This window comes from Flavobacterium stagni (assembly GCF_004122105.1).
Lineage (GTDB): Bacteria > Bacteroidota > Bacteroidia > Flavobacteriales > Flavobacteriaceae > Flavobacterium > Flavobacterium stagni.
In genome coordinates this window covers 327,240-348,635 of record NZ_SBKN01000003.1, presented here as the reverse complement: position 1 = coordinate 348,635, position 21,396 = coordinate 327,240, and the positions used below count along the sequence as shown (strand labels likewise).

The following is a 21,396-nucleotide window of genomic DNA, read 5'->3' as shown; positions in this document are numbered from 1 at the left end:
TTGGCACATTCACAATAGGAAACGTATGATTATAAATACCGAACTCGAATACAAAGGCGACTTATTTCCCGCCACCATAACCTCCTTTACCAAAGAAGTTGATTCCATCGATTTTTACACCGATAACAATGTGATCATGCGCGTTACGGTGCTCCGTGACAGTATGATTCGCTTTCGATTTACGGCAAAAGGCTATTTCAGCAATGATTTTTCCTATGCCATAGACAAACGTCAGTCGCACGGTTACAATGTGCTCGAAGTCACTGAAGCCGACGATCATTTTAAAATTCAAACCAGTAAAGTCTATGTCATCGTGCAAAAACAAAGTGCGCGTGTGGGCATATATGAACTGGACGGTTCGCCCATTTTAGAAGACGAATTGGGCTTCCATTGGGAAGAATGCTATGAGTTTGGAGGCAACATTGTGAAGATGAGTAAAATGTCACCGGAAGGAGAAAGTTTCTACGGACTTGGTGACAAACCGACCCATTTAAATTTAAAAGGCAAACGATTGGAAAACTGGGCAACCGATCAGTATGCCTTTCATAAAGATCAGGAACCGTTGTACAAAGTTGTGCCATTTTATATTGGTTTGCGCGAGAACAAAGCCTATGGGGTTTTCTTTGACAATACCTTCCGTTCCTTTTTTGATTTCAGTCACGAACGCAAAGGCGTAACCAGTTTTTGGGCAGACGGTGGTGAAATGAATTATTATTTTATCTACGGTCCAAAAATGAGTGATGTGGTCACTACCTATACCCATTTGACCGGGAAACCCGAATTACCGCCACTTTGGACGTTGGGCTACCACCAATGCAAATGGAGTTATTATCCCGAAAGTAAGGTGAAAGAAATAACGTCCAAGTTTCGCGAACTCCAAATTCCGTGTGATGCTATTTACTTGGACATCGATTATATGGAAGGGTTCCGTTGCTTTACATGGAGTAAGGAATATTTTCCAGAGCCCAAAAGAATGGTGCAGGAATTGGCCAAAGACGGTTTCAAAACTGTGGTAATTATCGACCCCGGAATAAAAATCGATAATGATTATTCTGTTTATAAAGAAGCTTTAGAAAAAGATTATTTCTGCAAACGTGCCGATGGTCCGTATATGAAAGGAAAAGTTTGGCCGGGAGAATGTAATTTCCCTGACTATACCAATCCAGAAGTCCGCGAATGGTGGGCCAGCCTATTTAAAGAAATGATAGCTGAAATAGGGGTGAAGGGCGTTTGGAACGATATGAACGAACCTGCAGTGATGGAGGTGCCGACCAAAACGTTCCCATTGGATGTACGCCACAACTACGATGGCAACAATTGCAGCCACCGTAAAGCGCACAATGTTTATGGTACCCAAATGGCACGAGCTACTTATCATGGCGTAAAACGTTTTGCCTTTCCAAAGCGTCCGTTTGTAATTACGCGTTCGGCCTATTCGGGAGCACAACGGTATACGTCTTCATGGACCGGTGACAATGTGGCGACCTGGGAACATTTGTGGATTGCCAACGTTCAAATGCAACGTATGTCCATCTCGGGCATGGGCTTTACAGGAAGTGATATTGGCGGATTTGCAGAACAACCGAGTGCCGAATTGTATGCGCGTTGGATTCAATTGGGTGTTTTCCATCCGTTTTGTCGTACGCATTCCTCCGGACATCATGGCGATCAAGAACCGTGGAGTTTTGGGGAAGAAGTAATTGATATTACGCGTAAGTTTGTCGAACTTCGCTACCAATTATTACCCTATTTATATACCATGTTTTGGCAGTACATCAACGATGGTGTACCGATGTTAAAACCGTTGGTGTATTTTGATCAAGAAGATCCACAAACCCATTACCGTACGGATGAATTTATTTTTGGTAATCAAATTTTGGTTTGTCCCATTTTAGAACCCAATGCACAGGGGCGTCGTATGTACTTACCACAAGGCAATTGGTACAACTACTGGACGAATGAATTGGTAAAAGGAAAACGTGAATTGTGGGTGGCGACCGATTTTGATCAGATTCCTTTATTTGTCAAAGAAGGAACCATTATCCCTAAATATCCGGTGCAACAGTATGTAGGACAAATTGAACATCCTGAATTGAGCTTGGAAGTATATTTCAAATTGGGCAAAGAAAAATCATTTGTTTATGAAGATGCGCAAGACGGTTATGATTATTCCAAAGGGCGTTACAGTTACAAAACGTTTACCTTAAACGGAAAAGAAAAAGAATTATTTATCACGCAACACAAAGAGGGATCTTTTGAAGCTAATTATTCAATGATAAAAATAAAAGTCATCGGATTACCGTTTGAAGTGAAAGGAATTGAAATTGATAATGAGAAAATTCTTTTTGACAAAAACGAAATCAATATTACAGAAGGTATTGTGATCGATAAGGATTTTTCAGAATTGCACATTATCGGCGTATAGTTTTGTAATTTTGTAAATAAAATTTGACTTTATGCATTATAAAAAATATGTTGCCGGACTAGTAGGCTTGGCCTTTGTGGCTTCTTGTGCCACCAATCCGTTTACAGGAAAAAGTACCTTGGCTTTAGTGTCCAATAGCGAAATTTTGCCTTCAGCTTTTCAACAGTACAATCAATTTTTATTTGAGAATAAAGTGATCGCCAACACCAATGATGCTAAAAAAGTCGAAAGTGTGGGGACTAAAATAAAAGTAGCTGCCGAGCGTTGGTTAAACGCGAATGGCTATACGACGTATTTAAAAGACTATCAATGGGAATACAAATTGGTGGAAAGTAAAGAAGTCAATGCGTGGTGTATGCCGGGAGGTAAAATTGTAGTCTATTCTGGAATTCTTCCAATTACCAAAGATGATGCAGGTTTAGCTACGGTGTTAGGTCATGAAGTATCTCATGCGCTTTGTAACCATGGTCAACAACGAATGAGTGCGGGTTTAATCCAACAATTGGGAGCAGCCGGTGTTGGAGTCGCGGTTGGCGGTAAATCAACCGAAGTCCAACAAATGGCAATGACGGCGTATGGTGTCACAACTGAACTTGGAGGGATGATGCCTTTCAGTCGGAAACACGAAAGCGAAGCCGACAAAATTGGGTTGTTGTTAATGGCAATTGCAGGGTATAATCCCGAACAAGCTATTACATTTTGGGAGCGCATGGCTGCCAATTCAAACGGACAAGCTCCTCCAGAATTTTTAAGCACCCATCCATCCGATGCCACTCGTATTGCTCAAATTCGTGAGTTAATTCCGCAAGTGAAAGCCGAAGCTGCGAAATTTGGCGTAACGTTCAAATAATGAAAAAAACATTTATATTTGGAGTCATCTCAGTTTTGAGGTGACTTTTTTAATTGATAACTATTATGTCACAACTACCCAAAGGCCATCCCAAATTATTGAATGCATGGGCATTTTACGATTGGGCGAATTCTGTTTACAGTTTAGTCATCGCTTCGGCCATTTTTCCGATATATTACGAACAACTCTTTGAATCGGCCCATCGAGAAACGGCTCATTTTTTGGGTTATGAAATAAAAGCAACGGCAATGATTTCCTTTGTAACAGCTTTTGCTTTCATCTGGGTGGCAATATGTTCTCCGTTTTTATCCGGAATTGCCGATTATTTAGGAAACAAAAAATCATTTTTACGTTTCTTTTGTTACATGGGTGGATTGTCGTGTATCGGCTTGTACTGGTTTGATATGGATAATTTGACTACAGGTTATACCTTTTACTTTTTTGGATTGATTGGTTTTTGGTCCAGTTTGGTTTTTTACAATTCCTATCTTCCAGATATTGCATTTCCAGAACAGCAAGACCGTGTAAGTGCCCGCGGATTCTCTATGGGCTATTTCGGAAGTACACTTTTACTTATCGTAAATTTGGCCATGGTTATGTTGGTTCCCGATGCTCAGAAAATGGAAATGATGAAATATTCCTTTGTGATGGTGGGTGTTTGGTGGATCGGATTTAGTCATATCACCTATTATTATTTACCCAAAGGAAACCGAACCAATGTGCCTTTGTCCAAGGATTTTATTTTTAAAGGATTTCATGAATTGAAATTGGTTTGGAAAGACATGCAACAAAACTTGCCTTTAAAACGCTACTTAAATAGTTATTTCGTTTTCATTATGGCAGTTCAAACGGTAATGTTGGTGGCTACTTACTTTGGCGCAACGGAGGTGCAATGGGAATCGCCATCACAGAAAACAACGGGTTTAATCATTAGTATTTTGCTAATTCAATTAGTGGCTATTTTAGGAGCGTTTTTAACATCTCGAGCTTCTGAAAAATATGGAAACATTAAGACATTAATCTTCTTATGTAGTTTCTGGGCGGTCTTGTGTTGCTTTGCCTATTTCATAACTTTACCGATACATTTTTATGCGACAGCAGGTTTTGTAGGTTTAGTGATGGGAGGCATTCAGTCTTTAGCGCGTTCAACCTATTCCAAGCTTTTACCTGATACAGACGATACGGCTTCGTATTTTAGTTTTTACGATGTTACAGAGAAAGTCGGAATAGTAATCGGAATGACCATTTATGGTGTAATCGATCAAATAACAGGTTCGATGCGTAATGCCATTGTATTTTTAGGATTGTTTTTTGTGATGGGAGTAATTTTATTATTCCGAGTGCCAAAAAATAATGCAGCCAATCCTTAATTTAGTATATTTGAAAAATTTTATCCACTTTATGAAAAAATTAGGCCTTTTAATTGTTACCCTTTTTACATTAGTTTCATGTAGTACAGAACCTGTAGATCCTGCCTTATTGTCCACCTTAAGTACGGGTGGAGGAAATGGTTCAGGCGGCGGAACTGGCGGTGGCGGAACAGGTGGCGGTGGTTCGTCAACGGGAGATTATTACCCTGCTGCATTGAACAACCAATGGCTCTACAAAACCAATGGTGTTTTGGATGCAAACCCTAATAAAATGGTTCAAGTAGTATCTATTAATGGGCAGACGTATTACAAATTTAATGCTATTAATGCAACGGGGACACAAGGTTCTGTGGCCAATGCGCAGTATTCATTACGTAAAAATTCGGGCGATTATTTCTATAAATATGAACCTATGACAATTGGAGCGGGAACACCAACAGAGGCTACCTCTTCAGGTTATGAAATACTTATTTTGAAAGACTATTTGAATGTAAATCAAACGTGGACGGGTAATTATTCCTATACGGTTACCTATACTAATCCGATGTTGCCTGCTCTAACCCAAGATGTAAATTATACAGGAAAAATTTTAGAAAGGGACATTAACTATTCTGTGGAAGGGCAAAATTACACCAATGTTATTCATATAAAAATTGACCAAGTATTTAGTATCATGGGTACTCCTATGCAAAGTACCAGCTCTGAAATTTGGTATGCTAAAAATGTAGGAGTTATTAAAACCATTCTATCAGGGAATGGTTTAGCCAATACGCAAACACTTTCTTCGTACACATTAAACTAATCGAAGATTTCAATAAAATATCAAATACCGTCATCTTGGCGGTATTTTTTTATGGCATAAAACTTGATTAAGACTAATTAAATCTCGATAAACGACCAACGTCCTTTATTTTAAGGCGTTTTCTATGTTGTATATCGATTTTTATTTTTGTTTGGATGTTACTATCCTAACTTTGCCAATGGAATTGTTAACCTATTTAATGTCATATTGACACTAAACTATTATGTCGAATCACAAATTGATTTCATTTGACAGTTTGTCACTACAAGATTTTAACGCCGATGCGGAAATGATTCCGTTGATGACACCTGAAGATGAAGAAGAAATGGCCAATGAGGAGTTGCCTAAAAGTCTCCCAATATTACCTTTACGAAATACTGTATTATTTCCTGGAGTAGTGATTCCAATTACTGCAGGTCGTGATAAATCCATAAAACTAATCAATGATGCTAACAACGGTGATAAAATCATCGGTGTAGTGGCACAAAAAAATGAAGAGATTGAAGATCCAACGATTTCTGATATCTATCATGTAGGCACCGTGGCCAAGATACTTCGAGTATTAAAAATGCCTGATGGAAATATCACGGTTATCCTTCAAGGGAAAAAGCGTTTTGAAATCGACGCGATGACTTCCGAACGCCCTTATTTTCGTGCGGATATTAAAGAAGTTCCTGAAATTCGTCCCGGAGTCTATGATACGGAATTCAATGCTATTATTGATTCCATGCGTGAAATCGCCATCGAAATCATAAAAGAAAGTCCGAACATCCCAACGGAAGCCACTTTTGCTATTAAAAACATAGAAAGTCAGTCGTTCCTAATCAATTTTGTTTCTTCCAACATGAATTTGTCAGTTTTGGAAAAACAACATTTATTAGCCATGAATGTTCTTAAAGAGCGGGCTTTAGACACGTTGAAACATATGAATATGGAGTTGCAAAAATTGGAACTCAAAAACGATATTCAGACAAAAGTTCGCATCGATCTTGACCAACAACAACGCGAATATTTCTTGCACCAACAAATGAAAACCATTCAAGAAGAATTGGGTGGGGTAACTTACGAGCAAGAATTTGAAGAAATGCGTCAGCGTGCCAAGAATAAAAAATGGGACGAAAAAACAGCTAAAAACTTTGATAAAGAATTTTCGAAATTCCAACGCATGAATCCGCAATCGCCTGATTTCGGAATTCAACGCAACTATTTGGAATTGATCTTGGATTTGCCCTGGGAACATTTCTCTCAAGATAAATTCGATTTGAAAAATGCGCAGAAAATTTTAGATCGTGATCATTTTGGTTTGGATGATGTGAAAAAACGCATTATCGAACATTTGGCAGTATTGAAATTACGCAACGACATGAAGTCGCCTATTTTGTGTTTGACCGGACCTCCGGGTGTGGGTAAAACATCGATTGGTCGTTCCATAGCCGAAGCTTTAGGAAGAGAATATGTGCGTATTTCCTTGGGCGGATTACGCGATGAAGCTGAAATCCGCGGCCATCGTAAAACCTACATCGGCGCAATGCCGGGACGTATTATTCAAAATATCAAAAAGGCGGGAACTTCAAATCCGGTATTTATTTTGGATGAAATCGATAAATTATCGGTAAGTCATAACGGCGATCCGTCTTCCGCTTTGTTGGAAGTTTTAGATCCCGAACAAAACAGTTCGTTCTACGATAATTTCCTAGAAATGGGCTATGATTTGTCCAAAGTCATGTTTATCGCAACTTCGAATACCATGTCTACCGTTCAGCCCGCTTTACGCGACCGTATGGAAGTCATTCAAATGTCGGGTTATACCATCGAAGAAAAAGTGGAAATTGCCCGCCAACATTTGGTTCCAAAACAATTAAAAGAACACGGATTAACCGCTAAAGATTTGACCATTGGTAAAAAACAATTGGAAAAAATTGTAGAAGGATATACGCGTGAATCGGGAGTTCGTGGTTTGGAACAAAAAATTGCGCAAGTGATTCGAAACGCTGCCAAATCCATCGCCATGGAGGAGGAGTACAATACCAAAGTGACCGATGAAGATGTGGTGACCGTTTTGGGTTCGCCCAAACTAGAACGCGACAAAGCCGAAGGAAATGATGTGGCAGGGGTTGTCACCGGATTAGCATGGACATCAGTTGGCGGCGATATTTTGTTTTTAGAATCTTCTATTTCAAAAGGAAAAGGAAGTTTGACACTTACCGGAAACTTGGGGAATGTGATGAAAGAATCCGCAACCATCGCCCTTGAGTACATTAAGTCGCATGCGGAGTTGTATGGATTGGATCAAGATGTCATTAGTAAATACAATATTCACTTGCACGTTCCTGAAGGAGCTACTCCCAAGGACGGACCAAGTGCGGGTATCGCCATGTTAACCTCCATGATTTCGTTGTTAACCCAACGCAAGGTGAAAAAAGGAATTGCCATGACAGGTGAAATTACCTTACGCGGAAAAGTTTTACCGGTGGGCGGAATCAAAGAGAAAATCCTAGCAGCCAAACGTGCCAACATCAAAGAAATCATTTTATGTCATGAAAATGAAAGTGATATCAAAGAAATCAAAGCGGATTACGTAAAAGGATTGACGTTCCATTATGTAAAAGAAATGGAAGAAGTTATCGCCATCGCATTAACTGATCAAAAGGTGAAAAACGCCAAAGTAATCGACTAATTCGAATACAATATATTAAGAAGCGCAGTTTATCCACTGCGCTTTTTTATTTTCTACTTTCGTTCACCGTCAAAAAATAATATCTTCGCATTTCCGTTATACCAAGGAATAAAAACCAATTATGAAAAAACCATTTGTACTTTGTACTTTACTATTGACAACCATTTTCGGTTGGAGTCAAGTAGGAGGGAAATCGGTTTTTCAATTTTTAAATTTGGTCACTTCACCCCGACAATCCGCATTGGGAGGTAAAGTCATTACGTTATATGACTCCGATGTCAACCAAGCCTTATTTAATCCAGCGACTATTAATCCCGAAATGGACAACCATTTGGCGGTTAATTATGGAAGTTTATTTGGTGAAGTAACGTACGGCACAGCGGCGTATGCCTATACCTATGACCGCCATGTGCAAACGTTTCATGTAGGGGTAAATTACGTCAACTATGGTAATTTTGAAGGGTATGACGAATTCGGTCAAGCCACCACTTCGTTTACGGGAAGTGAAATGGCGTTGTCGTTAGGCTATTCGTACAATGTGCCCTTTACCAATTTTCATATAGGCGGAAATGCCAAATTCATCTCGTCAACCTTAGAGTCCTACAGCTCGTTTGGTGCGGCTGCCGACATCGGCATGTTGTATATCGATGACGATAACGACATCAATTATGCGCTTTCCGTCCGCAATATTGGTACTCAAATTACGACCTATGCGGGAACCCGGGAAAATCTCCCTCTAGAGGTTTTATTGGGAATATCCCAAGAATTGGATAATGTGCCCATTCGTTGGCACCTGACCTTTGAAAATATGCAACAATGGAAAGTTGCTTTTTCCAATCCGAATCGCTCCGTGGGGAATTTAGATGGGGGTTCGACCCAAGAAAAAGTGGGATTCTTCAACAATGCATTGCGCCACATGATTTTCGGTGTAGAACTGTTTCCGAGAAAAAGTATCAATTTACGAATTGGATACAACTTTAGAAGGGGAGAAGAGTTACGTGTGGTAGAACAACGCAATTTCTCCGGAATCTCAGCTGGATTTGGTTTGAAAATGGGCCGATTGAAATTCAACTATTCCTATTCAAGGTATACGTTGGCGGCCAATACGAGTTTGTTCGGACTCACAATTAATTTACAAGACGATTATTAAAAAATACAGCATTTGAAAAAAATTACTATCGCTATTGACGGATTTTCTTCCACAGGTAAAAGTACTTTAGCCAAACAATTGGCCAAGGAATTGGGCTATGTTTATGTGGACACTGGGGCCATGTATCGTGCGGTTACCTTGTTTGCCATGCAAAATAATTGGGTTTCTCCCAACCATTTGGATCGCGAAGGATTGATTGCCCAATTGGCTCAAATTCAATTGCATTTTGTGTTTAATCCAGAATTGGGTTTTGGCGAGATGTATTTGAATGGGAATAATGTGGAAAAAGAAATCCGTACCCTTGAAGTTTCTTCCTTAGTGAGTAAAGTAGCTGAAATCTCTGAAGTGAGAGCCAAATTGGTCGAACAACAACAAGCCATGGGCAAAGAAAAAGGCATTGTGATGGATGGTCGCGACATTGGTACCGTAGTTTTTCCAGACGCTGAATTGAAATTGTATATGAACGCCAGCGCAGCTACACGCGCCCAACGCCGTTTTGACGAATTGCAAGCCAAAGGCGATTCGGTTACCTACGAAGAAGTCTTAAAAAATGTAACCGAACGCGATTATATTGATACCCATCGTGCCGATTCTCCCTTGGTTAAAGCCGAGGATGCTATAGAAATTGACAATTCCCATTTAACTCGAGAGGAACAATTGCAGGTAGTTTTAGACTTGGTAAACGAACACGCGAAATCGTTATAATTCTTTGCAAATCTCAATTATTCTCGTAGATTTACGGGCTAGATTAACCTAAACGAATAACGATTATGAGTGTAAAAAACAGATTAATTTTCATGAATTTCATGCAATTTTTTGTGTGGGGTGCGTGGTTGATTACGATTGCTAATTATTGGTTCGGAACACGTCATTGGGATGGAACACAATTTGGTTTGGTATTCGGAACAATGGGAATTGCTTCATTGTACATGCCAACCTTAACGGGGATCATGGCCGATCGATTTATTAACGCCGAACGATTGTACGGAATTTTACATTTATTATATGCGGGCGTTTTGTTTTATCTGCCACAAGTTGGAGATCCTTCCACTTTTATTTATGTGATGTTATTGGCGATGAGTTTTTACATGCCAACCATTGCGTTATCTAATTCGATTTCTTACACCGCTCTAAAAAACAGTCCGAATAGTGATGTGGTCAAAGATTTCCCGCCGATTCGTGTATTTGGAACAATCGGATTTATTGTGGCCATGTGGCTGACTAATCTGACGGGAAGTAAAGCCACAGAATATCAGTTTTACATTGCCGGAATTGGCGCTATTGTGCTGGGATTGTATTCGTTCTCCTTACCGAAATGTCCACCCCAACAAAACAAAGAAGAAAAGCGTTCACTTGGATTGGAGTCGTTCAAATTGTTTGGCGATTATAAAATGGCTTTGTTCTTCATTTTCTCTATGTTCTTAGGAGGCGCACTACAATTAACAAATGCCTACGGAGACGTATTCTTGGATGAATTCAAAAATGTGGCAGAATATAAAAGCTCTTTTGTAGTGAAATATTCGACCATTATCATGTCAATTTCTCAAATTTCAGAAACACTTTTCATCTTAGCGATTCCGTTCTTCCTAAAACGATTTGGAATCAAACAAGTCATGTTGATTTCAATGTTGGCATGGGTACTTCGTTTTGGACTATTTGCCTATGGAAATCCTACGGATGGTTTGTGGATGATTATTTTATCGTGTATCGTTTACGGTATGGCTTTCGATTTTTTCAACATCTCAGGTTCTCTTTTTGTAGAAACTTCAACGTCTGCTCATATTCGTTCATCTGCACAAGGGTTGTTTATGATGATGACCAATGGATTTGGAGCCATATTAGGAAGTTTTACTTCCGGTTGGGCAATTGAACAGTATTTTACCCATAATGAGGTGCGTGATTGGCACAACATCTGGTTGGCATTTGCAGCCTATTCCCTAGTAATTGCCGTTTTGTTTGCGATTTTCTTCAAACACAAACACAATCCCGAAGATGTCGCTCAAGTGAGCCATTCATAAAAATAAGCATTACCCTTTCTTCGGAGAGGGTTTTTTTATGCCTAAATGCTTAATTTTCTGTATAAAATGTTTTGAGGTTAAGAATAAAAACGTACTTTTGCACACCTTTTGGCGAAGAAGAGTTTCCAATTGGTATTGAATCATTTACGTAAAACACTGTTGTGTATTTTACTCGCTCATGAAACTCGAAAAGCACAGCATACAAATAGAATTATCAGCATGGCTGAATTAAACAAAGATCAAGTAGCGTTTTTAAATGAATTTAACTGGCATAACTATGCCGAAGGAATCGACGCAGTAGACGAAAACAATTTAAGAGAATTTGAAGACTTAGTAGCTAAGACTTTCATTTCTACAGACAACGAAGAAGTTGTTGAAGGAGTTGTAGTACGTATTACTGACCGTGACGCTATCGTTGATATTAATGCAAAATCGGAAGGTGTTATTTCATTGAACGAATTCCGTTACAATCCAAACTTGAAAGTTGGGGACAAAGTAGAAGTATTAATCGATGTACGTGAAGACAAAACAGGACAATTAGTACTTTCTCACCGTAAAGCAAGAACAATCAAATCATGGGATCGCGTTATCGCTGCTCACGAAACTGGAGAAATCGTTAACGGTTTTGTGAAATGTAGAACAAAAGGTGGTATGATCGTTGACGTATTCGGAATCGAGGCATTCTTACCAGGTTCTCAAATCGACGTGAAACCTATCCGTGATTACGATGTATACGTTAACAAAATGATGGAATTCAAAGTGGTAAAAATTAACCACGAATTCAAAAACGTAGTAGTATCACACAAAGCGTTGATCGAAGCAGATATCGAAGTTCAGAAAAAAGAAATCATCGGTCAATTAGAAAAAGGTCAAGTATTAGAAGGTGTTGTTAAAAACATCACTTCATACGGTGTATTCATCGATTTAGGAGGTGTTGACGGATTAATCCACATCACTGACTTATCTTGGTCACGTATCAACCACCCAAGCGAAGTATTGGAATTAGACCAAAAATTGAACGTTGTAATCTTAGACTTTGATGATGAGAAAACACGTATCCAATTAGGTTTAAAACAATTACACGCTCACCCATGGGATGCTCTTGGAGCTGAATTATCTGTAGGTGATAAAGTAAAAGGTAAAGTAGTAGTTATCGCTGACTACGGTGCTTTCATCGAAGTAGCTGAAGGTGTAGAAGGTTTGATCCACGTTTCTGAAATGTCTTGGTCTACACACTTACGTTCGGCTCAAGATTTCGTAAAAGTTGGTGATGAAGTTGAAGCTGTTATCTTAACATTAGACCGCGATGAGCGTAAAATGTCTTTAGGTATCAAACAATTATCACAAGATCCTTGGACTGACATTACTTCTAAATACCCAGTAGGTTCGAAACATACAGGTATCGTTCGTAACTTCACTAACTTCGGTATCTTCGTAGAATTAGAAGAAGGAATCGACGGATTAGTTTACATCTCTGATTTGTCTTGGACGAAAAAAATCAAGCACCCATCTGAGTTTGTAAACGTAGGTGATAAATTAGACGTTGTTGTTTTAGAATTAGACGTAGACGGAAGAAAACTTTCTTTAGGTCACAAACAAACTACTGAAAATCCATGGGATAAACACGAAGCAGCTTACGCTGTTGGTACTGTTCACAATGGAACAATCGCTGAAATCGTTGACAAAGGTGCAACAGTTGATTTCGGAGATGATGTAGTAGCGTTCATTCCTGCACGTCACTTAGAAAAAGAAGACGGTAAAAAATTGAAAAAAGGAGAATCTGCAGAATTTAAAGTAATTGAATTCAACAAAGAATTCAAACGTGTAGTAGCTTCTCATACTGCTATCTTCAGAGAAGAAGAAGAGAAAAACGTTAAAGCTGTTGAAACATCTTCAACTAATAACGCTCCTGCTTCTACTTTAGGTGATAACAATGACATCTTAGCTGAATTAAAAGCTAAAATGGAAAAAGGTGAAAAATAATCAGTTGATTAACACATATTTTGAAATCCCGGACTTAGGTTCGGGATTTTTTTTTGTACGAAAAAAACCAACTTCGAATTCTTGTCGTATATGGCTATACAAACATGAAATTAATTCTTTAAAAAAAATTGCTATGAAAACAAGAAATCAAATGGTACAATTCGTTTTAGCTGGATTGTTATTTACAGGAGTTGCTTTTGCACAAAGCGAAAAAACAGTAAACGTAGGTGGAGCTCCAATGTATCCGTCTAAAAATATCGTACAAAATGCAGTCAACTCAAAAGACCACACCACTTTAGTAGCCGCTGTAAAAGCTGCTGGATTAGTAGATGTGTTGCAAACTGCCGGACCTTTTACCGTATTTGCTCCAACCAATGCAGCCTTCGATAAATTGCCTGCTGGAACAGTAGAATACCTTTTAAAGCCTGAAAATTTAGAAAAATTACAAACGGTTTTGAAATACCATGTCGTTGCTGGTAAATTCTCAGCTCAGGATTTAATGGATATGGTGAAAAAGGGGAAAGGGAAAGCTGAATTGAAAACCGTTGCAGGTGGTGCTTTGACCGTAACTCAAAAAGGAGACAAGTTGATGGTGAGCGATAGTAAAGGAAATGTTGCTACCATTACCATTTCTAATGTATTCCAATCTAATGGTGTAATCCATGTGGTAGACACCGTTGTACTTCCATAAAAATAATAATTTGTTTGTTAGGTTAATCGAAAAGACCGATTCAGTAGTTTTGAATCGGTCTTTTTATTTTTATTAATTTTCTTTAAAAGGACGGTCCCAAATTTCGCTATTGAAGTTTTTCCCCATCATGAAAAAATAGTAGGCAACCGTACCTACAATCGATTTAAACATAAACAGAAATACAATAAATGGCGCCCATAGCAGGGTAGTGCCCAATTTGTTCACGGGTGTAATCCAAGTAAGCAACCCGCTCACAGCCAAACAAAAGAGCAAGAATGTAACCACATTTTTTACCGGCCAATACTTCAATCGGCGTAAAGGGGAAACATCATTGCCCCATTTATGAATCATATAATAATAGTCATTGCCCATAGGAGCAAATAATATGGGATCATCATACGTTTTCAAATGAAAAGATTTTGAAGGCGCCGCTATCATTAGATCTTCAATTGAAGTTTGGTGTAATTGTTCTAATTCTTCCCATGCCGATAATGCCTCATCTGGAAGTCCGTGTTTAAAGAGTTTCACCGATAAAAAACGCAGTCGGTAATTCACACACAATTCTTGAATGTGTTTACGATGAAAGATGCGGTCGCTTTCTATCAAATCGATGTTAAACTGATTTTTTGTTTTTCCATTATCTTGATCAATAAGATTTTCTAAATCAGTTCCAGTTTGAACCCTAGAACAAACCGAATGAGCTATATTTTCACTTTTTAAGTTGCGATTCCGGATTTTTAAAAGGGTTTTATCTAGCGAAATGGGTTCTAATACTTTCATAGTCATGATCATAGTACAATTAGAAACACTAAATTACTTGAAAATCCCCAAGAAGTAAATTGAACTTTCGTTAATTTTTTTCATAAAAAAACCGTCACGAAGACGGCTTTTGTATTGGTTCTATTGGTTTATCGCAATTGCGCTCCCAGTTCAGTTTCAAATTGTTGTTGCAATTTGCTCATGATTTTGTCAATTTGCGTATCGGTCAATGTTTTAGAAGTATCTTGCAATACAAAACTTACCGCATACGATTTTTTACCCTCAGGTAAATTTTTGCCCTCATACACATCAAACAAGTTGATTTGTTTCAACAAGCTTTTTTCAGATTGACGGGCCAAATTATATACCGATTCAAAACTCACCGATTGGTCGACTAATAATGCTAAATCACGTCGTACTTCGGGATACTTTGGAATGTCTTGGAATTTGATTTTATTCGAAATCATTTTAATAATTAAATCCCAATTAAAGTCGGCATAAAAAACATCTTGCTTAATATCAAAGTGCTTTAAAATGTGTTTTTTAACGGTTCCAAATTCAACCAAAACATCATTCCCCAAACAAAGCGCAATTCCCTCGGCAAAAACATCATTATGCACGGGTTTATCCTGTACTTTGGTATAGCCTAAACGGTCAAAAATCGATTTGATGATTCCTTTGAATACAAAGAAATCCGTAGCCTTTTGTGGTCCCGTCCAACTCTCCGCAGAACGATTTCCCGTCATGAAAACAGTCAAGTGTTTTTTCTCACTGAATCCTGACAATAACTTATGGTAGGTTTTACCAATTTCGAATAATTTTAAATCACTATTCTTACGGTTGATATTATACGAAACTGCCTCAAGACCGGAAAACAACATCGACTGACGCATAGTTGCCAAATCGTTACTTAACGGATTAAGCATCGTCACATTGTTGTCCTCTTTCAATTGGGGTGATAATTTCACATAATCACCTGTAGTCAACGAATTGGCCATCATTTCATGAAAACCTAGAGAATTCAATTGATTGGCTACAATATTTTGAATTTTATAATCTTCTGTTCGCGGTGAATTCGCAACCGTAGCGTTGATTTTTTTGGTGAAATTGACATTGTTATAACCGTAAACGCGTAAAATATCTTCAATCACATCGATTTCTCGTTGCACATCTACACGGTACGCCGGAATAATTAATCCCAAACCAGCATCCGTAATACTGTTTACTTTAATATCTAAAGAAGCTAAGATTTTCTTGATGGTTTCTTTCGGAATTTCTTGCCCAATCAATTTGAAGGCTTTGTCAAAATTCAAAAACACCGAGAAATCTTCCACTTTTTTCGGATACAAGTCCACCACATCTGAAGTCATTTCGCCACCGGCCACTTCTAAAATTAACATCGAAGCGCGTTTCAAAGCATATTCCGTGATATTTGGATCAATTCCTCTTTCAAAACGGAAAGAAGCATCCGTACTTAAGCCGTGACGTTTTGCGGTTTTACGAATGGTCACCGGATTGAAATAAGCACTTTCCAAAAAGATAGACGTTGTCGTTTCAGTAACACCCGAAGATTTTCCGCCGAAAACCCCAGCCATGCACAACGGCCCGTTATCATCACAAATCATCAAATCGTCTTCGTGTAACGTACGCTCCACATCGTCCAACGTCACAAACTTGGTTCCAGCAGCCACCGTTTTGACGGTCAATTTACCGTTGATTTTAGCGGCATCAAACGCGTGTAACGGTTGCCCCAATTCGTGTAAAATGTAATTGGTAACGTCTACAATATTGTTTTTGGGTGTTAATCCAATCGCTTTTAGTCGGTTTTGCAACCATTCAGGGGATGGTTTTACTTTGATTCCAGAAATTGTTACCCCACAATAACGAGGTGCCAATTTACTGTCTACCACGTCAACTGGGATTTTAAGCGTTCGTTTGTCTACTTTGAAAGCAGAAACCGAAGGCGTGATCAATTCAATATTTTTATTGCGCAATAATAATCCGGCACGCAAATCTCTGGCTACACCCATGTGTGACATGGCATCCGCGCGGTTAGGTGTTAATCCGATTTCAAAAACTTCGTCATTTTCAATTTTCAACACTTCGGCTAATGGTGTGCCAGGTCTCAATTTGGCATCCAAAATCATGATGCCGTCATGGTTGTCACCTATGCCCAATTCATCTTCTGCGCAAATCATTCCGTGACTTTCTTGACCGCGAATTTTCCCTTTTTTGATTTCAAATTCGTTGCCGTCTTTGTCAAATAATTTAGTCCCAACTGTTGCTACAGGAACTTTCTGACCTGCAGCCACATTCGGAGCACCACAAACAATTTGCACGGGAGGATTTCCATCGCCCAAATCAACCGTTGTTACTTTCAAACGATCTGCATCGGGATGTTTTTCACAAGTTTTCACTTCACCTACAACCACGCCCAAAAGTCCGCCCTTCACTGATTGGTATTTTTCAACCACTTCCACTTCCAAACCAAGGTCGGTTAAAAGTGCAGCTGTTTCATCTGAAGGTAAATCGATTTTTAAAAATTGCTTAAGCCAATTATAGGAAATACGCATGGTGGTAATGGTTTTTTAACGGGTGCAAAGATAAGGATATCGGGACGTAAACTAAAAAATATTTTTAAGGATTACAGTTTTAATTGGCGCTGTGAATCTGTTAATTATTTGAGAATAAAATTGAAAGATGTGTAAATATTTTAAGTTAAAATTTCGAGGTTAACAAATTTGTGCTATAGTTTGAAATAAAAGTGCTATTCCTCAATCGATGTAGCTTCTAATTTTGATTCTGCAAACAAAAAATCTTAAAGACGATGAGTAATTTAGTACAAAGACCGCAACTGAAAGAGAAATATGATAATTACATTAATGGGAAATGGACGGCGCCTTCTACAGGACAATATTTCGATGTAATTTCACCAGTTGACGGCAAAATCATGGCCAAAGCGGCACATTCCGCAAAAATGGATATTGAAAATGCAGTGAATGCTGCCCATGCCGCTTTTGAATCGTGGAGTCAGACTTCCAAAACAGAACGCAGCATTATTTTAAATAAGGTAGCTGACCGATTAGAAGCCAACTTAGCACACCTTGCTGCTGTTGAAACTCTAGACAATGGAAAAGCCATTCGCGAAACAATGGCCGCCGATCTACCTTTGGCGATCGATCATTTCCGTTACTTTGCCAGTGTGATTCGTGCCGAAGAAGGTTCGATAAGCGAATTGGATAAAGATACGGTTTCTATTATTGTTCATGAACCGATTGGCGTTGTTGCACAAATTATCCCTTGGAATTTCCCCATCCTTATGGCGGTTTGGAAATTGGCGCCTGCACTTGCTGCTGGAAACTGTGTAGTGTTAAAACCCGCTGAAAGTACGCCAATTTCTATTATGGTGCTCATGGAACTTATTGCCGATCTAATTCCTGCCGGTGTAATTAATATCGTAAACGGATTTGGTGCAGAGTTGGGTCGTACTTTAGTAACCAATCCAAAAGTAGCCAAAGCTGCATTCACCGGTTCTACCGCTACAGGTCGCATGGTAATGCAATATGCCACTGAAAATATCATCCCAGTAACCTTGGAACTAGGAGGGAAGTCGCCTAATATTTTCTTCCCCTCAGTGATGGATGCTGACGACGAATTCTTCGATAAAGCATTAGAAGGTGTGGTATTGTTCTGCTTGAACCAAGGAGAAGTGTGTACCTGTCCGTCCAGACTATTGGTACATGAATCCATCTATGACAAATTCATGGAAAAGGTATTAGAACGCGTAGCCGCTGTGAAATTGGGTAATCCTTTTGATCCAACCGTAATGATGGGCGCGCAAGCATCTCAAATCCAAAAAGATAAAATCCTTTCGTATATCCAATTGGGTAAAGAAGAAGGAGCGGAGTTACTATGTGGTGGAGAAGTGAACCATTTGGGTGGTGATTTGGAAGGTGGTTATTATATTCAACCGACCGTTTTCAAAGGCCATAACAAAATGCGTATCTTCCAAGAGGAAATCTTCGGACCGGTATTAGCTGTAACAACCTTTAAATCCACCGAAGAAGCGATCGAAATTGCCAACGATACCATGTACGGTTTAGGTGCCGGTGTTTGGACACGTGATGCCCACGAGTTGTACCAAGTACCTCGTGCCATCAAAGCCGGTCGTGTGTGGGTGAACCAATACCATGCGTATCCCGCAGGAGCACCGTTTGGTGGATACAAACAATCCGGTATCGGACGTGAAAACCACAAAATGATGTTGGATCACTACCGTCAAACTAAAAACATGTTGATTTCGTACAACAAAAATAAATTAGGATTCTTTTAATAGTTCGTTTAATTAGTATTCCTTTAACCGCAAATTGGTTTTTATCAGCCAATTTGCGGTTTCTATTTAAAACAAAAAAATATGCTGTCACGTTTAGATGTTACCCCAGAAGCCCTAGAAGTAATTGTGATGCTGGAAGAAAAATTCGGTCCTTTGATGTTCTACCAAGCGGGCGGGTGTTGTGAAGGAACCCAACCCCAATGCTTTGAAAAAGGCGGTTTTATGCTCCGTTCAGGCGATGTCTGCATCGGTAAAATTAACGGATTTGATTTTTGGTTGGATAAAGATTTGTTCGAATATTGGAAACATGCCCACTTTACCTTGGATGTTACCAATGGCCATGGTCCTGGCGGATTCTCATTAGAAACACCCTACGGAAAAACCTTTCAAGTAAAATACCGATTGTTTGAGTCGGAAGAGTTGGAACAATTGGAACCCGTGCGCTACAACAGCTACGATTAATGCATCGTGAAATTCATCAATTGGTATTGCTTGGGTGTGACGCCTTCGTATTTTTTGAATAAACGAATAAAGTAATTGCAATCTTCAAATCCAGTCGCATACGATACCTCGTTGACATTGATTTTGGGATTGCTCAATAATTTTTTGGCGTATTTGATTTTTTCGTTGAGAATAAATTCGATCGGACTCATTCCTAGCTCTCGTTTGAAGTAACGGTAGAAACTCGTCGGACTCATACACGCTTTATCGCTCAGGTCTTTGAGGTTGATGGTGTTGTGAATATTGGTTTTGATGAATTCGACAACAGGTGCAATCGGACTTGAGATATTGATGAATTGATCATCCTCATAACGTTTGGCCGTCTGGGTTTGAATAATGCGAATAATCAGTTCTTGTAAGGTCAAATCGGCAATCGCATCTTTGGTTAACGAATCGCCCATACATTCTTTAATGAGCTTGTTAATCGTACCCGCCAATTCGACATTATTGTAAAAGAAATAGTTTTCATGGTCCAATTTCCACAAATTATTCCGACCCTCTTTGGGGTATTTTTCATTGAGGAAATCTAACGTACTTTTAATAATGGGTTGGTCAATGGCTAAAGCAATACATTGGGTTGGATTGTCTTGGGAAGCTTCTGGGAAATCAATTTTCATTTCAGCATTACCCGGAACGATCACCGTTTCACCCGGAAGGTAATCAAAACTCGGATCTTCAAACAAATGCATGACTTTCTTTCCGCGCAACATGCTAGTCACGACCAAGTCGTTGAACTTCAACGGTACCAATTCCGATTTTTGATAGGTTTCAAAAATGTTCAATTCACAATGATCCAACGAGAAAATCGTTCGGTTTTCTACCAACGTTTTTAACGATTTTTCATGCGTGAGTGCAGGTTTATTGAGTAGCGCTTTAACAGCCATAAATAGTCATTTGTTTCACTAAGATACAAATAAATAAAAATAGGAATGAAAACGTTTCCTTAAAAATTGCTGAATTACTATAGTTAGAGTATTTCTTCGATATGTTTTTTGATATTGGAGGCAATCTTTTGGGTCGGCAAATCGTTAACATCGTTCCCAAACGGATCTTCGATTTCTTCAGCAATCAATTCCAAACTCGCCAAAACATAGAAGATAAAAATGACCACCGGAATCGTGTAATAGCCCAAACTAAAGACATAACCAAAGGGTAAGGTCATGACATAAATGAAGATAAATTTTTTGATAAAAGCACTATAGGAGTAGGGAATAGGCGTGTTTTTAATCCGTTCACAAGCCCCGCAAACATCGGTAAACGATTGCAATTCGCTGTTTATTACAATCAATTGATCCCCCGTAATTTTTCCTGAAACATACAAATCATTCGCTTTTTGATACAAACCACGTGCAACTTGATTCGGACGGTGTTTGTGATGATCCATTTCTAAATCCAAATCATCAAATAACGTTTTGGAAGTTTCTTCATCCGCTAAATGTTTTTGCAACACCGAAGCATACACGGGAATTATACGTCGAAAATACAATTTGTCCCGGTCGTCTTTCAACATGACCGATAGTTTTAAAGCAAGGTTCCGACTGTTATTCACCAGCGATCCCCATAATTTTCGCCCTTCCCACCAACGATCATAAGCCGTATTCGTGCGGTAAGCAAGCAATAAAGAAATTACAAATCCCACCAAACCATGCATGATCGGAATGTTTTTGACATGACTGCTTTCCGAAAGTTGCCAAACGGCCATTTCCAAATAACAAATTCCCGACGTATACAACCCAATCAAAACCATCATGGGAAACAGTTGGCGAAACGTATCCGATTTGTGAAAACGAAAAATGAAAATAATCCAGTCTTTGGGATTGTATTGTACCATGGTTAG

Annotated in this window: 16 protein-coding genes; 12 read left to right on the top strand and 4 right to left on the bottom strand. The window is 39.0% G+C overall.

Features of this window, described 5'->3' with window-relative positions; translation table 11 throughout:
* Positions 1–25 precede the first annotated feature (25 nt).
* The 10 genes from EQG61_RS07545 to EQG61_RS07500 all read left to right on the top strand — a co-directional run bounded on the left by EQG61_RS07545 (position 26) and on the right by EQG61_RS07500 (position 13,966).
* Complete coding sequence (locus EQG61_RS07545; protein WP_129461311.1) at positions 26–2,425, top strand: glycoside hydrolase family 31 protein; 2,400 nt, start codon at positions 26–28, stop codon at positions 2,423–2,425.
* A 31-nt stretch (positions 2,426–2,456) separates the two neighbouring features.
* Positions 2,457–3,275, top strand: coding sequence for a M48 family metallopeptidase (locus tag EQG61_RS07540; RefSeq protein ID WP_129461310.1), 819 nt, complete (start codon positions 2,457–2,459; stop codon positions 3,273–3,275).
* A gap of 65 nt (positions 3,276–3,340) precedes the next feature.
* Positions 3,341–4,645, top strand: coding sequence for an MFS transporter (locus EQG61_RS07535; protein ID WP_129461309.1), 1,305 nt, complete (start codon positions 3,341–3,343; stop codon positions 4,643–4,645).
* 31 nt (positions 4,646–4,676) lie between these two features.
* Entirely contained in the window at positions 4,677–5,447 is a 771-nt protein-coding gene (locus EQG61_RS07530) for a hypothetical protein (protein ID WP_129461308.1), read from the top strand.
* 223 nt (positions 5,448–5,670) lie between these two features.
* The gene (gene lon / locus EQG61_RS07525; RefSeq protein ID WP_129461307.1) at positions 5,671–8,124 is read left to right on the top strand and encodes an endopeptidase La; all 2,454 of its coding nucleotides are present in this window, start codon (positions 5,671–5,673) and stop codon (positions 8,122–8,124) included.
* Between the two features lie 121 nt (positions 8,125–8,245).
* A complete protein-coding gene (gene porQ, locus EQG61_RS07520) occupies positions 8,246–9,274 on the top strand; it encodes a type IX secretion system protein PorQ (RefSeq protein WP_129461306.1) in 1,029 nt (342 codons plus the stop codon).
* A gap of 12 nt (positions 9,275–9,286) precedes the next feature.
* Positions 9,287–9,979: a (d)CMP kinase gene (gene cmk, locus EQG61_RS07515; protein WP_129461305.1), complete on the top strand. Its 693-nt coding sequence runs from the start codon at positions 9,287–9,289 to the stop codon at positions 9,977–9,979.
* Between the two features lie 65 nt (positions 9,980–10,044).
* Positions 10,045–11,292: a nucleoside permease gene (locus tag EQG61_RS07510; protein WP_129461304.1), complete on the top strand. Its 1,248-nt coding sequence runs from the start codon at positions 10,045–10,047 to the stop codon at positions 11,290–11,292.
* A gap of 219 nt (positions 11,293–11,511) precedes the next feature.
* Positions 11,512–13,275 carry a 30S ribosomal protein S1 gene (rpsA, locus tag EQG61_RS07505; RefSeq protein ID WP_129461303.1) on the top strand — a complete coding sequence of 588 codons (1,764 nt, stop codon included), beginning with the start codon at positions 11,512–11,514 and terminating at the stop codon, positions 13,273–13,275.
* A gap of 133 nt (positions 13,276–13,408) precedes the next feature.
* Positions 13,409–13,966: a fasciclin domain-containing protein gene (locus EQG61_RS07500; protein ID WP_129461302.1), complete on the top strand. Its 558-nt coding sequence runs from the start codon at positions 13,409–13,411 to the stop codon at positions 13,964–13,966.
* 72 nt (positions 13,967–14,038) lie between these two features.
* Here the strand turns inward: EQG61_RS07500 and EQG61_RS07495 are convergent, their stop codons facing one another.
* Entirely contained in the window at positions 14,039–14,752 is a 714-nt protein-coding gene (locus EQG61_RS07495; protein WP_129461301.1) for a hypothetical protein, read from the bottom strand.
* 122 nt (positions 14,753–14,874) lie between these two features.
* Positions 14,875–17,298 (bottom strand): phenylalanine--tRNA ligase subunit beta, encoded by a 2,424-nt coding sequence (gene pheT / locus EQG61_RS07490; protein ID WP_129461300.1) that lies wholly within the window; start codon positions 17,296–17,298, stop codon positions 14,875–14,877.
* 254 nt (positions 17,299–17,552) lie between these two features.
* On the opposite strand from pheT, the gene EQG61_RS07485 reads away from it, so the two are divergent.
* Together EQG61_RS07485 and EQG61_RS07480 are read left to right on the top strand one after the other, a co-directional pair.
* Positions 17,553–19,058 (top strand): aldehyde dehydrogenase family protein, encoded by a 1,506-nt coding sequence (locus EQG61_RS07485; RefSeq protein WP_129461299.1) that lies wholly within the window; start codon positions 17,553–17,555, stop codon positions 19,056–19,058.
* 81 nt (positions 19,059–19,139) lie between these two features.
* Entirely contained in the window at positions 19,140–19,520 is a 381-nt protein-coding gene (locus EQG61_RS07480) for a DUF779 domain-containing protein (RefSeq protein WP_129461298.1), read from the top strand.
* On the opposite strand, the gene EQG61_RS07475 is transcribed toward EQG61_RS07480, so the two are convergent.
* Together EQG61_RS07475 and EQG61_RS07470 are read right to left on the bottom strand one after the other, a co-directional pair.
* Complete coding sequence (locus EQG61_RS07475; protein WP_129461297.1) at positions 19,517–20,443, bottom strand: AraC family transcriptional regulator; 927 nt, start codon at positions 20,441–20,443, stop codon at positions 19,517–19,519. The genes EQG61_RS07480 and EQG61_RS07475 overlap by 4 nt on opposite strands.
* Before the next feature lie 83 nt (positions 20,444–20,526).
* Positions 20,527–21,390, bottom strand: coding sequence for a bestrophin family protein (locus EQG61_RS07470; protein WP_129461296.1), 864 nt, complete (start codon positions 21,388–21,390; stop codon positions 20,527–20,529).
* Positions 21,391–21,396: the final 6 nt, after the last annotated feature.

What these genes read in the sequence shown, in the direction of transcription:
- EQG61_RS07545 (WP_129461311.1), top strand. Translation starts at nt 26, where the DNA reads ATGATTATAAATACCGAACTCGAATACAAAGGCGACTTATTTCCCGCC.
- EQG61_RS07540 (WP_129461310.1), top strand. Translation starts at nt 2,457, where the DNA reads ATGCATTATAAAAAATATGTTGCCGGACTAGTAGGCTTGGCCTTTGTG.
- EQG61_RS07535 (WP_129461309.1), top strand. Translation starts at nt 3,341, where the DNA reads ATGTCACAACTACCCAAAGGCCATCCCAAATTATTGAATGCATGGGCA.
- EQG61_RS07530 (WP_129461308.1), top strand. Translation starts at nt 4,677, where the DNA reads ATGAAAAAATTAGGCCTTTTAATTGTTACCCTTTTTACATTAGTTTCA.
- lon (WP_129461307.1), top strand. Translation starts at nt 5,671, where the DNA reads ATGTCGAATCACAAATTGATTTCATTTGACAGTTTGTCACTACAAGAT.
- porQ (WP_129461306.1), top strand. Translation starts at nt 8,246, where the DNA reads ATGAAAAAACCATTTGTACTTTGTACTTTACTATTGACAACCATTTTC.
- EQG61_RS07510 (WP_129461304.1), top strand. Translation starts at nt 10,045, where the DNA reads ATGAGTGTAAAAAACAGATTAATTTTCATGAATTTCATGCAATTTTTT.
- rpsA (WP_129461303.1), top strand. Translation starts at nt 11,512, where the DNA reads ATGGCTGAATTAAACAAAGATCAAGTAGCGTTTTTAAATGAATTTAAC.
- EQG61_RS07500 (WP_129461302.1), top strand. Translation starts at nt 13,409, where the DNA reads ATGAAAACAAGAAATCAAATGGTACAATTCGTTTTAGCTGGATTGTTA.
- EQG61_RS07495 (WP_129461301.1), bottom strand. Translation starts at nt 14,752, where the DNA reads ATGACTATGAAAGTATTAGAACCCATTTCGCTAGATAAAACCCTTTTA.
- pheT (WP_129461300.1), bottom strand. Translation starts at nt 17,298, where the DNA reads ATGCGTATTTCCTATAATTGGCTTAAGCAATTTTTAAAAATCGATTTA.
- EQG61_RS07485 (WP_129461299.1), top strand. Translation starts at nt 17,553, where the DNA reads ATGAGTAATTTAGTACAAAGACCGCAACTGAAAGAGAAATATGATAAT.
- EQG61_RS07480 (WP_129461298.1), top strand. Translation starts at nt 19,140, where the DNA reads ATGCTGTCACGTTTAGATGTTACCCCAGAAGCCCTAGAAGTAATTGTG.
- EQG61_RS07475 (WP_129461297.1), bottom strand. Translation starts at nt 20,443, where the DNA reads ATGGCTGTTAAAGCGCTACTCAATAAACCTGCACTCACGCATGAAAAA.
- EQG61_RS07470 (WP_129461296.1), bottom strand. Translation starts at nt 21,390, where the DNA reads ATGGTACAATACAATCCCAAAGACTGGATTATTTTCATTTTTCGTTTT.